Origin of the sequence: Acinetobacter sp. ANC 4216, assembly GCF_004331195.1 — a bacterium.
GTDB lineage: Bacteria > Pseudomonadota > Gammaproteobacteria > Pseudomonadales > Moraxellaceae > Acinetobacter > Acinetobacter kookii.
Genome location: NZ_SJOC01000001.1, coordinates 253036 through 266033, shown reverse-complemented (window position 1 = coordinate 266033; position 12998 = coordinate 253036). Strand labels below are relative to the sequence as shown.

General features: G+C 40.5%; 16 protein-coding genes and 1 pseudogene. 8 read left to right on the top strand and 9 right to left on the bottom strand.

Translation table 11 applies throughout. The annotated features are described in order from the left end of the window. Nucleotides 1–4: 4 nt before the first annotated feature. Together E0H88_RS01355 and E0H88_RS01350 are read left to right on the top strand one after the other, a co-directional pair. On the top strand, nt 5–613 hold the full coding sequence (locus E0H88_RS01355; RefSeq protein WP_131272815.1) for a histidine phosphatase family protein: 609 nt from the start codon (nt 5–7) through the stop codon (nt 611–613). After that, nucleotides 610–1359: an adenosylcobinamide-GDP ribazoletransferase gene (locus E0H88_RS01350; RefSeq protein ID WP_131272814.1), complete on the top strand. Its 750-nt coding sequence runs from the start codon at nt 610–612 to the stop codon at nt 1357–1359. Before E0H88_RS01355 ends, E0H88_RS01350 begins: the two co-directional genes overlap by 4 nt. A 68-nt stretch (nt 1360–1427) precedes the next feature. On the opposite strand, the gene E0H88_RS01345 is transcribed toward E0H88_RS01350, so the two are convergent. After that, the gene (locus tag E0H88_RS01345) at nt 1428–2120 is read right to left on the bottom strand and encodes an LrgB family protein (RefSeq protein ID WP_131272813.1); all 693 of its coding nucleotides are present in this window, start codon (nt 2118–2120) and stop codon (nt 1428–1430) included. A 1-nt stretch (nt 2121) separates the two neighbouring features. After that, the gene (locus E0H88_RS01340) at nt 2122–2556 is read right to left on the bottom strand and encodes a CidA/LrgA family protein (protein WP_131272812.1); all 435 of its coding nucleotides are present in this window, start codon (nt 2554–2556) and stop codon (nt 2122–2124) included. A 96-nt stretch (nt 2557–2652) separates the two neighbouring features. On the opposite strand from E0H88_RS01340, the gene E0H88_RS01335 reads away from it, so the two are divergent. Further along, entirely contained in the window at nt 2653–3552 is a 900-nt protein-coding gene (locus E0H88_RS01335; RefSeq protein ID WP_131272811.1) for a LysR family transcriptional regulator, read from the top strand. A 171-nt stretch (nt 3553–3723) separates the two neighbouring features. Continuing rightward, on the top strand, nt 3724–4206 hold the full coding sequence (locus E0H88_RS01330) for a winged helix-turn-helix transcriptional regulator (RefSeq protein ID WP_131272810.1): 483 nt from the start codon (nt 3724–3726) through the stop codon (nt 4204–4206). 17 nt (nt 4207–4223) lie between these two features. Here the strand turns inward: E0H88_RS01330 and E0H88_RS01325 are convergent, their stop codons facing one another. From E0H88_RS01325 to E0H88_RS01295, 6 genes and pseudogenes are all read right to left on the bottom strand, one after another. Further along, nucleotides 4224–4535, bottom strand: coding sequence for a TusE/DsrC/DsvC family sulfur relay protein (locus E0H88_RS01325; RefSeq protein WP_131272844.1), 312 nt, complete (start codon nt 4533–4535; stop codon nt 4224–4226). A 13-nt stretch (nt 4536–4548) separates the two neighbouring features. Then, the gene (locus E0H88_RS01320; RefSeq protein ID WP_092819671.1) at nt 4549–4833 is read right to left on the bottom strand and encodes a DsrH/TusB family sulfur metabolism protein; all 285 of its coding nucleotides are present in this window, start codon (nt 4831–4833) and stop codon (nt 4549–4551) included. Between the two features lie 20 nt (nt 4834–4853). Next, nucleotides 4854–5204, bottom strand: coding sequence for a hypothetical protein (locus E0H88_RS01315; RefSeq protein ID WP_092819670.1), 351 nt, complete (start codon nt 5202–5204; stop codon nt 4854–4856). 43 nt (nt 5205–5247) lie between these two features. Beyond that, on the bottom strand, nt 5248–5616 hold the full coding sequence (gene tusD, locus E0H88_RS01310; protein ID WP_131272809.1) for a sulfurtransferase complex subunit TusD: 369 nt from the start codon (nt 5614–5616) through the stop codon (nt 5248–5250). Between the two features lie 453 nt (nt 5617–6069). After that, nucleotides 6070–6364: pseudogene (locus E0H88_RS01300) on the bottom strand (transposase); the annotation flags it as partial. 85 nt (nt 6365–6449) lie between these two features. Beyond that, nucleotides 6450–6830, bottom strand: coding sequence for a MerR family transcriptional regulator (locus E0H88_RS01295; RefSeq protein WP_092819668.1), 381 nt, complete (start codon nt 6828–6830; stop codon nt 6450–6452). Between the two features lie 100 nt (nt 6831–6930). Here E0H88_RS01295 and E0H88_RS01290 point away from each other — a divergent pair, with 100 nt between their 5' ends. Continuing rightward, nucleotides 6931–8007 carry an SDR family oxidoreductase gene (locus E0H88_RS01290; RefSeq protein ID WP_131272808.1) on the top strand — a complete coding sequence of 359 codons (1077 nt, stop codon included), beginning with the start codon at nt 6931–6933 and terminating at the stop codon, nt 8005–8007. Nucleotides 8008–8962: 955 nt separating this feature from the next. Here the strand turns inward: E0H88_RS01290 and E0H88_RS01285 are convergent. Further along, on the bottom strand, nt 8963–9307 hold the full coding sequence (locus E0H88_RS01285) for a hypothetical protein (protein ID WP_092819664.1): 345 nt from the start codon (nt 9305–9307) through the stop codon (nt 8963–8965). A 395-nt stretch (nt 9308–9702) separates the two neighbouring features. Here E0H88_RS01285 and E0H88_RS01280 point away from each other — a divergent pair, with 395 nt between their 5' ends. The 3 genes from E0H88_RS01280 (at nt 9703) to E0H88_RS01270 (ending at nt 12720) form a co-directional block, all read left to right on the top strand. Further along, nucleotides 9703–10710, top strand: coding sequence for an SDR family NAD(P)-dependent oxidoreductase (locus E0H88_RS01280; RefSeq protein WP_131272807.1), 1008 nt, complete (start codon nt 9703–9705; stop codon nt 10708–10710). Between the two features lie 134 nt (nt 10711–10844). Then, nucleotides 10845–12239 (top strand): class II fumarate hydratase, encoded by a 1395-nt coding sequence (fumC, locus tag E0H88_RS01275; protein WP_131272806.1) that lies wholly within the window; start codon nt 10845–10847, stop codon nt 12237–12239. A 280-nt stretch (nt 12240–12519) separates the two neighbouring features. Further along, nucleotides 12520–12720 (top strand): hypothetical protein, encoded by a 201-nt coding sequence (locus tag E0H88_RS01270; protein WP_092819661.1) that lies wholly within the window; start codon nt 12520–12522, stop codon nt 12718–12720. The last annotated feature ends 278 nt before the right edge of the window (nt 12721–12998 follow it).

Below are 12998 nucleotides of genomic sequence, written 5' to 3'. Positions count from 1 at the left end.
TAAGATGTACAGGATTGATCTACTGCGTCATGGTGAAACCGAGCTGAGCCATACTTTGCGTGGCTCGACTGATGATGCCCTGACGGATTCAGGCTGGCAACAAATGCGCCACACGGTAGATCAGTTCTTAAAAAATAATTCACTTAACCCTTGGGATATTGTGTTTAGTTCGCATTTGCAGCGCTGCGCTTTATTTGCAGATGAAATTGCCAGCAATTTAAAGCTTGAAATCATACTGGATCGAAATTTGCAGGAAATGCATTTTGGCGATTGGGAAGGGGTTGCTACGCAAGAGATCTATGAAAAGCAGCCGGAGGCATTGGCGCAGTTCTGGGAAACGCCAACTCGATTTAGTCCCCCTAATGCAGAAACCATGCAGCAGTTTCAGCAGCGTGTTTTAAATGCAATGCGACAGATTCAAGGTTCCATGCAACAAAACAAGTTTGCACATGCAATAGTGGTCACGCATGGCGGAGTGATTAAACTGTTAAAATGTCTGGCTTTAAAACAGCCACTGGACAATATTTTAAAAATGTCTGCTGAACTTGGGCAATTCAATCATTTTATTCTGCATGATGATTTAAGCATTGAATATGTGGAGCAATCAGCATGACGCCATTTTTTATTGCGCTGCAATTTTTAACCACATTTCCGGTTCAATTAAAACAGATGCCGAGCAAACAGCAAAATGCTCAATCTTTGCTGTTTTATCCTGTAATTGGACTGATAATTGGACTGATTTTATTTGCACTTGCCCATCTTTTACAGGCGATTCCCGTCATTTTATTAAGCAGCTTAATTTTAGTACTGTGGATCTGGCTGACAGGCGGATTGCATCTGGATGGCCTGGCAGATACGGCCGATGCCTGGGTTGGCGGTTTTGGTGATCCTGAACGTACTTTAAGCATTATGAAAGATCCAAGCTGCGGACCCATTGGCGTGCTCAGCTTGATTATTCTGTGCCTGCTGAAATGGTCTGCGCTGTATGTATTATTGCAGCAGCACTTATATTCAGCCCTGATTTTATTTCCGCTATTGGGTCGTTTAGCGCCGTTATTTTTATTTTTAACCACCCATTATGTGCGCGAAAAAGGTTTAGGGTCTGCAATTGCAGAATGTATTCCGAAAACTGCCGCCCTTATTGTATGTGCATTATGTTTGCTTGCATCGGTATATTGGGGATGGGCTGGCATCATGAGTGCCATAGTGATGACAGCTAGCCTGCTGTATTTAAGACACAAATTTATCCAGCGTATTGGCGGTATTACAGGTGATACGGTAGGGGCGAGTATTGAAATTTGCGAGGCGGTGAGTCTTTTGGGCTTCGTTGTAGCGAGTTTTTATTTAACCATCACATGATTTTAAAATGGGAAGTGAGCAGCCTGATCATCTCGACAGCATCACTTCCGTATCATGGGCATTGTTATTTATAAATAAGTGACGACCATGGAAACAATTGCGGGTCCCAGCAGCACCATAAACACGCCTGAAAGCACCATGGTCAAGCATGCGACCATGCCTTCCTCACGATGACGCATAAACGCTTTACTGGTCCCGAAGCCATGCGCTGCATTACCAAAAGATGCACCCTGGGCAAAACGTGAATTGAGTTTAAGTGCCAGTAGAAGCAGATCGCCCATTGCTACGCCGGCAATTCCGGTAATCATGGTAAATAAAATCACCAGTTCAACCGAACCGCCTATATGGGAAGTAAGTTCCATGGCAAAGGGCGTCGAAATGGAACGGGCCATTAAACTGTAAGACGTGGCCTGGTCAAAATGAAATACTCTTGCCAGATAAAATGCGCTGATCACCCCGACAATCATGCCCACCACAATGCCTAAACCAATCGACAATGCATGTGCCTTAATCACTTGACGATATTCATAAATCGGAATGGCAAAGGCAATGGTCGCAGGTCCCAACATCCAGATCAGCCACTGATTTTCCAGTATGTAGGTGTCGTAGGAAATATTGAAGGCCAGCATCAATATCATCAGGATAAAGGGCACAAAAATACCCGGTGCCAACAGCATGTAGGGATATTTTTTATGCAGTTTTTTAGCCAGTACATAACAGATGAGTGTCCCGATAAAACATATAAGCGCAGTCAGGTTCATGTTATTTCCCCTGTTCTAACAGGTGTCGGGATTGTGATTTATGCTTTAAACGGGCTTCCAGTTTAAAGCCGAAATATACGCTATAGGCGGTAGCTAGCATCACGCAGAAAGTGCCGATGACCACCGATAAAATCAGTTGCCAGCCTTGAGTTAAAAGCAGGTCTTTATATTTAATGATGCCAACCACACAGGGAATAAATAACAGCACCAGTTCACCCAGGATAAAATCTGAACCGGTTTTAATCCATTGCAGTTTAAACAGGCCGCTCAGCAAAGCCATGAACACCAGTAACAGGCCAATAACCCCAGCAGAAACCGGTAAATCAAGCGCTTGTTGAATGAGTGAGGAAAGCCACCAGATGAGGATCAGCAGGCTGAGCTGTAGCACAACCTGGGCAATATAAATTGGTTTAGAAGATCGTGAGGAAGTAGACATAATCAGCAAATATAAAAACTTGAAGTTATTTTAAATTTGACCCTGTGCTCATATTATGAATAATAAAAAAAAGATTATGCTTAAATGGAATAATAGGTGGATATCAAGAGTCTGACCATGTTCGTTAAAATTGTGCAATTGCAAAGTTTTACCAGAACAGCTGAGGAGATGTGCCTGACCCAACCCACCATCAGTAAGGCCATACATCACTTGGAACAGGAAATTGGCGTGGCTTTATTTCATAAGGGAGATGCCGGGCGTAAGCGTGAGGTTGCCTTAACATATACCGGTGAACAGGTGTATCAGCATGCTTTGATCATACTGGAACAGCAGCAGCGTATTTTTGAAACCGTGGCTAAAATCCGCCAGCTCAAACAGGGCAAATTAACCTTGGGTTTACCGCCATTAGGTTCAGTTTTACTGAGTAGTTTAATTGCCAAGTTTCACAAGCAATATCCACATATCGAATTAAGTTTTCTGGAAGTCGGTGCTGCTGCAATTGAAGAGGCCATTTTGGCGAAAAAAGTCGATGTGGGCATTTTACTGGGGCATTTAAAACCTGTGCTGAGTGGTATTCCGATTATGGATTCGCCCTTATGTCTGCTTTCTCGAAAAAAAACCCATTGGAAGGACCGACAAACCGTAAAATTGATTGAATTAAAAGAAGAGTCTTTTTTACTTTATGATGATTCCTTCAGTTTAAACAATGTGATTATTCAGGCAGCGAATTACGTCGGTTTTGAACCGCATGTGGTCTGCAAAAGTAGCCAATGGGACTTTATTGCCAAAATGGTCGAGTCGGATGTCGGGATTGCTTTATTACCCAAAATTTATTGTGAACAGCTGGATCAGGAAAAATATAACATCAGCCTGCTGGAAAGCCCTTGTCTGAACTGGACGCTGAGCATGGCCTGGAATACCACTGTTGCCATGAATCCAGCTACGCGGGCATGGTTAAAAATTATTGAAGAAAATCAGGATGAAATTCATTTTTAAACAAAATTTTAAACAAAATGTTTGGTAAGTAAAGGACGCTAAAAATATGCTCTGGCTACAGATTAAATCTGCAAATTTGAACTAAACTTTATGCAGATTCAGATTACACGTCTTTTCATCTTTACAGGAATACGGTAACTTTTCTGAGCTAAGTTTTGTTGATGATTTTTTATGAAATGGGATGAGATTGGAACGCAACCGTGTTCAATTGCCAGAACTTTATCGGTGATTGGTGATCGCTGGACATTATTGATTTTGCGCAATGCCTTTTTGGGCACACGCCGTTTTGAATCCTTTCAACAGAATTTAGGCATCACCCGGCATGTATTGTCGGAACGTTTAAAGCGTCTGGTCGAACATGGCATATTGAAAAAAATGCCTTATGTAGAGCGTCAAGAACGCTACGAATATCATCTTACTGAAAAAGGTTTGGCGCTTTATCCAATTTTAATGTCTATGGCGCATTGGGCAGATCAGTGGATGAATGAAGGTTTAGGACAGCCCATGCAATATATGCATAAAAGCTGTGGTCATAAAATTACCCCGCGACTGGTGTGTTCTGAATGTCATGAAACCCTATATGCCAAGCAGGTTAAAGCCGAATTGACGCAAGATTATTACGACTATCTGGAACGGCACAAAATATCGTCCTGAATCTTGAGCTTCAGAACTTATAGGCAATTCGGCGGTTTCGGAATACCGGCCAGACGGCTTAAATGGCGTGCCACCAGACCGGTATTAAATTGCTCTTGCAAAACCGCATTATTAATCTCGGCACTGACAGTTTTCATCAGGAACTTGATCAGCGGGCGGGTTGCCGGTGAATGCCCAAACTGTTGGTAAAACTGGCGTACCGCATGCAAAACCTCAAAATGCCACGCTGTAAGGTGCAGCTCCAGAGTATTGGCTAATTCTTGAGCTACTGCTTCATTCCAAATAGTGTAATCGACGAGGTGACCATCTTGATCGAGTTCTAAATTCATCATTAATCTCAAATTAGTTCAAGCGAATACAGCGGCTATGGTCCAGGCAGAGATCTGCAAATTCTGCATAAGAAATCAGCTTTAAATTTTCGGTGGTTTGTCCTGCCAGAATTTCCGCATCGGTGTCCAGTACATAGACCTTGTTCAATGCTTGCAGAAAAGGATGCTGTAGTTGCAAGACCGATTCACCCATCATCACAACCGTATCTTCAGGGCTGTAAAGCTGTTGCAATTTGCTCAAAACATTCGGGGTCGCTGAAAAAGTACTTTGCACCAAATATAAGCTTTTATTCGACATAATCAGTTAACTCTTCAACTTTACCAGTACAGCACAAAATCAAAACTTTGAATGAAATCAGGATTTAACTCAACAAATTCAATCTCCTGTTGAGCATTGGCTACAAAGTGTGAATGTTGATGTCTGTTTTCGACCAAAATCGGGCTAAGGTCATAAAATTCAAAGCTATCGACCATGTTGGATGCCACTTTAAAGGCATGTTTAAGCTGCTCGAATTGCAGTTCGGCATTGAGTAAACTTAAGGCGGCATCTTGCAGTAAAACTTTCACTTCACAGCCAAAAGTTGCCAGTACCATGGTGGCAGACAGGCTTTCATGCACCTGCAGATTGGCCAGATTGGCTTGGGTCAGAATAACGAGTACAGATTTCACACAATTTACCTTTTAAAAGCCACAAATACCAAAAAATATCGTCTTAGAATTGAATCAGACGTTGTGTGGATTGCACTGCATCGGCAAGTTCACCCAGACCAACCAGTTCAAAGCCTTGCGCAAGATTGTGTTGGCTAATTTGATGTCGTTTGGCATTTTCCTCATCGCTAATACCACGCGCCAAAGCAGCACTCACACATACCGGTAAGCGAATTGCCAGTTTTTGCCATTCTTCAGACAGGTTACGCTGATCGTCTGGAACCCATTGCAAGGCATTCGCTACAGCGACACCGTCCTGATAAAAAAATACGCGAAATGCCCGGTTTTGAGCGTGCAAGGCCTGAGCTAGACCCAAGGCATGCCAGGCATAGATCGAGGTCGGCGCGGAGGTAATTAGTAATAAGGTACTCATCGAAATTCACTTGAAGAATGCCCAATCCAATATTGAAGCATCCAAACTTCATAAGAAAAGGGTAGTATACAATGATTTTAGAGGGTATCTAAAGAATTCAGCACCGGATGTTAAAATTATTTTAAAAATAATTTTTTAAAAACAATATGTTATTTTGGTGAATGAAAATTAAAAGTCATAAAACCTGGTTTTTATCTGCACGAAATTACCTGTATTTCCTTTTACTGTATTATCCATAGAATAAAAGCCAATCTGCACAAGAAAAATGAAACTTCTGAAACCCATACAACGTGGGGCAGGTTGGCGTATCTCGGTCACTTCTGAAAACAAACGATACTCAGTAACCAGTGATACAGCAAAAGAATGTGAGCACTGGGCATCAATCAAGCGACTAGAGCTTAAAACAGGTAAGGCTAATCTTGAGCAGGGAATTAAGCCAGCATATCCATTTTTGGTCGTGTAGTCTGGTGCTGTCCAATCTAATCGACACAGTTTAATGAGGCTCTGAACAGAGCCAGTGAAGTGACCATTCGTAAAGAGAGTCGAAATAGAGACTTAATTATAAGACAGCCTTAAATAGCCTACCCGCATCGGAATAGGTTTGATTTTGTCCGTGTTTATCTTTTACTTGTACCTACCATTGAGTATTGGCATCAAACCAGATCGAGAGATTTCCTCGATTCATCAGAGATTGATTGTACATTTGCCAGTTAGAGGTACGAAAGATTTTAGGCGTAGGCTTATTCATTTGAGAATTATATTGCTGAATAAGCCCTTAGCGATAGATTTGTGAAACACAGCCGTTCTTTTATAAATGATCTTTTAATCAATCATCAAAGTGAATCGTAAATCACATCACAGCCTTTTTTGAATGGGCAAGGTTCTCTCTCCATCAGGTTTTCCAGCATCGTCTGCATCTGCTGCAATTGCTCAATCTTCTCCCGAACTGTATTGAGCTTATCCTGCAGAATTGCTTGAAACTGTTCGGCAGGAATTTCACTTTCATTCGCCAAATGGATAATCTGCCTAATCTCAGCAAGAGTAAATCCCAGATTTTTCGCAACCTGTATTAGCTGCAGCTGCTGCAGCGTTTGTTCAGGATAATCCTTATAGCCGTTATTGCGAACCAGAGGGTGGATCAGCTGCATTTTTTCATAAAAACGGATGGTATCCCGGCTCATATTCATCTGTTGTGATAATTCACCAATCAGCATGTGTAAAGTCCCTTTAGGATTAATTTTTTAAAAACTGCTTGACCATAGAGTGTACTCCATACTTTAGCTTAAGTATGAAAATTCGACTGATTACACATTTATGCACATTTCAAATCAGACAGCCCTCGTAGTAGGCGCAACAGGCTTTATCGGTAAATTTCTCATAGCACGCCTGCTTAGAGATAATGTTCAGGTATTTGCCTTATGCCGCAATCTCGATCAGCAAGCCCCACAGCTTCAGCAATGGCTGACACAGCAGAGCATTATACATCAACAGTTAAATTTCATTCAGGGCGATATTACCCTGCCCAACTTAGGGCTGTCTAAGCAGGACTGGCTGCAGCTCAAAACGGTCAATTATCTTTATAATACCAGCGCCTTATTTGCATGGCACTTAACGATGCAGCAGGCTAAGGCAGTCAATGTTGATGGGCTTGAACGATTGCTGGCCTGTGTCAGCAGGCATTGTCAATTAGAACGGGCAGTACATCTGTCAGGCTATATGCTGACTTTGGATGCGCACTTACAGGCAGCGGGTATTTATCGCGAGCATATTGGGCAGACTGATTGGCCACAGGTCTATGCCAGATTGGGGGCGTATGAAGCGTCTAAAATACAAGGGCATTTCACTTGGATTAAACATGCCAATCAGCATAATATCCCATGGACAGTTATCCACCCAGCCACTGTTATTGGTGATGAAACAACCGGAGAGATTCCATCTCATCAACCGATTGCACATCTAATCCGGCAAGTGAAACAAGGAAAAATGACGGCTATTCCTGGAACGCGGCAGCACTCGTTACCATTAGTTTCGGTGACGATGTTGGTTGAGGCTATAATTCATGCTGCCCAAGATCCACGTACGCATCAGCAGGAAATTCTAGTGGCAAATCCAGAGCAAGTTTCCTTTCCGGAATTGATTCAGATAATTGCACAGCATCTGCAGGTCAAGGCGCCGCGCCACTTTATTTCACTAAAATTACTTCAGCCGATTTTAAAATGGCAATGGTTAGCGCGAAAACTGGATATGTCTACGGAAATGCTGAATTTCCTTAGAACAGAGCAGCTTGATTTGGAGCGGTTTATCACATTGAATCAACATTGGAATATTCCAAATACAGATATCAAAAGCAAAATAGCAAAGACAGCGGCATGGGTTAGTCGCCCATCCTGAAAAAGAACAAGCCCTTAAGTGAGCTGTTAAGAAGGCATTTCCACCAATCTGAAATGCCTTCTTCTTGCTTATTTAGATTTTTTAACATCCGTTTGTTTGAATTCATTATTACTGTTTTTGGAATTTTCAGTCTTTATATTTGTGGATTCAGTTGGAAAATCCAGATTGTGGAGAATGGGCATTGCCAATGCTGAAACAGATACAAAAGGAGATAGAATCATTAAGATTGCGAGAAAATTGCGTTTTGAACCGAACATAATATTGCCTTAAAAATAAAATAAAGAATATTTAATCTAACTAATTAAATAGTTGTTTGATTTAATAGAGAATATTATGATTTGAATATCACCAAAACTTGGTATTTTATATTATGCAGGGTAGTGCTTATGTCTAATAGGAAATATATTGACATCAACTCTTAAACTGGATTAGTAAGGATTAAGAATCTGCATTGGTGTTATTAAATTTCTCAATTGAGGTCTATAATTAATCTTTTATTGTTAAATGATTTGCTAAAAGGAATGTTTCAATTTTATTAATAATTTCTACTGTTTCTTGGATCATTTCCTCAAGGTTTTTATATTGAGTAATTTTTTTATTGGATTGAATGAAAGTATAAACATCAACTTCAATAGAAAGTTTTGATTTTAAGTTATAAATCATATCTACAGGTTTTATTATTCCTAAGCTTTCATAAGTTTGATAGGGTTTCTGATATGTTTTATTTTTTTATAAGTTGCTAATTTAAATAAATTTATCATAATAATTCATATTTTCTGAGGATCTTGGCAATATCAACTCTGATTTGACCAATATGATTCTCTAGGGATTCCTATTCTTCGTAAATATCTATATTTTTTTTAAAAACTACATTTGTTTAAGTGTTTGATATTTGGAGCTGGTTTAAAAATATCTTTTTTAGGGCTAAAGCATACATAATTAATATAACTGGTATTCAAAAAGCGAAATTTTCTACATGTCTTAAATTGATCAGTATTTCTAGTAACCATCTCAGCTCAAATCTGATTGAAACTAAAAGTTCTAATATTGGAAATGCAAAATCTTTAGCTGATTGAAAATCTACTTCTTCTCGCCAGTCATTCAAAAGATAGGCTGCAATAAAAGATGCACCCAATGTGGCAGCCGCTCCAAAATAACTACCAGTAGTGTTTAGAGCATCTTTTATAGTATGAGGTCCTGAATATACAAATATGCAAAACGTAACCATTAGAAAGGTAAATGCTATTGATAAGCTTACAATAAAACTAAATGTGATAGTTTTAAATCTACTTAACTCCACACCTTGCTCAAAACCCTAAAATTACTTTTCAGTCCCAAAGCCCAACCATGTTCCTTGCAAAAAATTCCCCATTATTTACCGTGTACTCGATATAAAAGTACATCCATGTTTTCATTTTTATTTCTTTCAGCTGTTTACAATGGTGGTTCGGTCTTTTACAAGATAATTAGGTGGTTATTTCTTGTCGTAAATAAAATACATTTCATAGCCATAACTGTAACACATGCATTATTCCAAACCTTTAAAATGGCGATATAGTGCTCTTGCAGATTAGCCGACGCAAGAGAATTTTGAGTCGGTTTTTTGCTTTTAATATCTGTAGATAAGTTGTTGTGAATACCAAAATTTCACCAATAAATTGCAAGGTACTGATTATTATAAGGAGTATCTAAACAATGATTTTAGTGACTGGTGGTTTAGGCTTTATAGGCTCACATATTGCGTTAAGCCTGATGGCTCATGGACAAGAAGTCATCATTGTCGACAATTTATCCAATGCAACTTTACAAACTCTGGAACGACTTGAATACATTTCCGGCATGTATGTGCCTTTTGTCAAAATTGACATCCGCAATACGCCGGCTTTAAACAAAGTTTTTGAACAATATTCCGTAGAAGCCGTCATTCATACCGCCGGTTTCAAATCGATAGAAGAATCTGCGCTGAAACCGCTGGAATATTATAACGATAATGTCAGTTGTATTATGAGTTTGCTGCGTTCCATGCAGCGTACAGGCATTCGCAGCCTGATTCATTTATCCAGTCTGGCGGTCTACGGCCAGTCCAGCTTAATTCTGACCGAAGATACGCCATTTAATTATTCCTATCCAAATCCCTATATCAAATCTCAACAAATGACGGAAGAAATCATCCGCGATACCGCACTGACCGACAATGAATGGAAAATTGCCATTTTAAGATTATGCAACATTGCCGGAGCCTTTGAACATGCCGTACTCGGGGAGTTTGTTACACCATTGCCGAAAAACATTATTCCACTGGCTTTACAGGTTGCAGCGAGAAAACGTGATTATATTGAACTGCGACAGCAAGCCCAGACCCTGGATCGTACCGTTGAACGCAGCTTTTTGCATGTATTGGACTGTTGTGATGCCATTTTCGCAACCTTGCAGTGGTTAAGAACCCAACCTTATACCTGTAATGCTTTTAATATTGCAGGACAAAATATGTCCATCCGCGCCTTACTCAGTGAAGTGTCCAAAGTCACCCGGACTGAAATCAAGACCATAGATGCACCGTTTTATACTTATGCTGAACTCGATCAGGTGGGGGCGACTTCAAGCAAGGCCCATGAAATTTTAAAATGGCAACCTAAACGCAGCATTACCCAAATGATTGAAGATGCCTGGCGTTTTTATCAGCAAACGCTAAAAGGAAATTAAAAAGGTATGAAGCTTAAAAAGTATATGTAAATAATAATTATTTACAATTACAAGATGTTTGATTAAGATCATTAAATATGTCAAAACTAATCAATTGGCTGAATGAATAAAACGACAGGGATATGAGGTAGAGCATGCAAACACGTATTGAACACGACACCATGGGTGAGGTAGAGGTTCCAAGCGAAGCAATGTGGGGTGCGCAAACACAGCGCAGTTTGCAAAACTTTAAAATTGGCCAGGAACGTTTACCCCGACCGATGATTCGGGCGATGGGCTTAGTCAAAAAAGCGGCAGCTATTACCAATGCCGAGTTAGATCAAATTCCTCATGAATTGTCACATTATATCGTCAATGCTGCAGAAGAAGTCATTGCCGGGAAGTGGGATAGCCAGTTTCCACTGGTGGTTTGGCAAACCGGTTCGGGTACGCAAAGTAATATGAACTGCAATGAAGTGATTGCCAATATTGCCAACCAGAAACTGGGTAATCCTTTGGGGGCGCAAAAGCCGGTTCATCCCAATGATCATGTCAATCGTGCGCAATCGACCAATGACTCTTTTCCAACGGCCATTCATGTGGCTGCAAGCCTGCAAATCAATGAACTGCTGATTCCTGCGGTACAACGTTTACGCGATACTCTAGAGGCTAAATCTAAAGCATTTTCAGATATTGTGAAAATTGGCCGTACCCATTTACAGGATGCAACGCCCTTAACGCTGGGTCAGGAATTTAGTGGCTATGTATCACAACTGGATAATGCCTTAAAACGTCTGCATTATGCCTTACTGGGTTTGTATGAATTGCCTTTGGGGGGAACAGCAGTTGGAACCGGTTTAAATGCTCATCCTGAATATGCGGTTAAAGCAGCAGTACAACTGGCCAATTTAACCGGTTTGCCATTTGTGACGGCTCCGAATAAATTCGAAGCTTTGGCGGCCCGGGACGCTGCAGTATTTGCCTCTGGAGCCTTAAAAACGTTGGCAGCAAGTTTAAATAAAATTGCCAATGATATTCGCTGGCTGGCAAGTGGTCCGCGCTGTGGGTTTGGCGAAATCCGTATTCCTGAAAATGAGCCGGGTTCAAGCATTATGCCGGGCAAGGTCAATCCGACCCAAAGTGAAGCCATGACCATGGTGGTGGCACAGGTGCTGGGGAATGACACGACTATTAATGTCGCTGGAGCTTCGGGCAACTTTGAACTGAATGTGTTTATGCCGGTCATTGCCTTTAACCTGTTGCAATCGATTCAACTGTTGGGCGATGCATGTAACAGCTTCAATGATCATTGCGCCGTTGGCATTGAGCCAAACCGGGAAAAGATAGATCATTTCCTGCATAACTCACTCATGCTAGTCACCGCTTTAAATCCGGTGATTGGTTATGAAAATGCTGCGAAAGTTGCAAAAACAGCTTATAAGGAAGGCAAAACCTTAAAACAGGTCGCGGTCGAATTGAATCTGGTTACTGCGGAACAGTTCGATGCTGTGGTGGTTCCGGAAAATATGGTGTCTCCTAATGTGAAATAGGCATCTAAAGGCGAGAACAGCTATCATCAATTGCTCATCTGTGGTTTTTTCCAGGGTAGATATCCGTACAATATAGGAAGAAATTAACTGCCGATGATTAGACTTCTTTCATAATTGTGCACATCCTCTTTGTTTTCTTCCATAGGAGGAAATAAAGAGAATTTATGAAAGAAGCCTATTGATTATGCTTGATATTTTGATTTAAACGCTTGCCAAATGGTGGGCTTTTTTCATCTTTATGTTAAATTAATTGCACAATTAAAAGCCCATGGGGGTGTCTGTGAAAGAAGCACTAAAAGAATATCGCATTGCAAGAACCAAGCTTGAAGATGAAATTCAAGAGTTTCTGAGCCAAAAATTTGCAGAATTTAAAGAAAAGACGGGGGCTGAAGTTATTCATTTAGACGTAAACATTGAAGTACTGGATGATCATGAAGCAGATGCTTTTATTGAAAGTGTGTTTGTCAGTACAGATTTATAGTGAATAGCCAGAAAGTAGAAGCCCAACGAAAGGTAGGCTTTATTTAATCCACAGAAATTTACCTAACATACACAAGCTATCGAACTGGGCTTAGAGTGCAATCGGTATAAGTTTGAGCCATATATGCTTGGATTTCTAATCGGTTGAGGTAAAAGATGAAATTATTCACTTTGATTGGGGCAGGGTGGCGGCTAGGTATTATTTTTAGAAAGTTAAAAAAGAAAGAAAAATAAAAAAAAAGCCAATAACTTACGAGAAATAGAGGAACCAATCAAGGC